This is a genomic window from Paenibacillus sp. A3 (assembly GCF_001399685.1).
In the GTDB taxonomy this organism is placed as follows: Bacteria; Bacillota; Bacilli; order Paenibacillales; family NBRC-103111; genus Paenibacillus_G.
The window spans coordinates 1-778 of the sequence record NZ_JTHN01000333.1; the positions used below are offsets into that span (position 1 = coordinate 1).

Sequence of the window (778 nt, forward strand, 5' to 3'; positions counted from 1 at the left end):
TCCGTAATTCAACGCGATAAAGTAGCGAGAAATAAAAATTGAAAGGTGAAGAATATGAATCAGTTATTAATCGAAAAAATAGATAAAATTATGGAGATCTTAAGTGATGACTACCCGCTAAGTTTGACCTATGGTGAAATTGTTAAAGATACTGCCGGAGAACAATTCAAAAAAATCGATAATAGTATTGTGGCGGATTATTACTTTATTATAAATAGATATGAGAAATTAAGTGGTGGAGTTATCACTGTATATGGCCAACGGAAAGTTAACAAAATTCAATTTTATGTGGAGGATATGTTACAGTTTGATGGTGAGTGGATTTGTATAGGGAAAATTGAAAGCTACCCCTTGTTTATTAATAAGGTAGATGGTCATGTAACTTGTTTATTTGGAGATCCATTAGATCAAAATTATGTCTTGGAGTCATATGGAGACTTCAATAATTTTTTACTTAAATATTTTTTAGGTGAACAATATGGAGAAATTGGGTTGAAGTTTGTTGAATCTGGAGGGAGTATAAATACCGTTGGCTCTAAAGATGATGAATGGTATAAAGTGTTGGAAGAGAATCATTTATTATAATGCTCAACTATTTCGTCATAGATGCAACGTTCCTATCGAAAGGTCCGCCACCTGAGTTTAACCATGATTGAATCGAAAACGTCAGATTTCGCTCATGAATAAATAGATGAATTCATCGGGAGAATATTAATGATAAACCATAAAAAATTAGAGATGGCGTATAGAAGTTACAGCAAAAATTTTGTTGATGGGA

The 778-nt window shown here is 32.3% G+C and carries 1 protein-coding gene; it reads left to right on the plus strand.

The window, feature by feature from the left end; translation table 11 throughout:
* The first annotated feature begins 54 nt into the window (after positions 1–54).
* The gene (locus QJ48_RS34240; RefSeq protein WP_054977743.1) at positions 55–585 is read left to right on the plus strand and encodes a hypothetical protein; all 531 of its coding nucleotides are present in this window, start codon (positions 55–57) and stop codon (positions 583–585) included.
* Positions 586–778 lie beyond the last annotated feature (193 nt).

Bases quoted from the DNA above. Each gene is read 5' to 3' on its own strand.
- QJ48_RS34240 (WP_054977743.1), top strand. From the start codon at position 55: ATGAATCAGTTATTAATCGAAAAAATAGATAAAATTATGGAGATCTTA.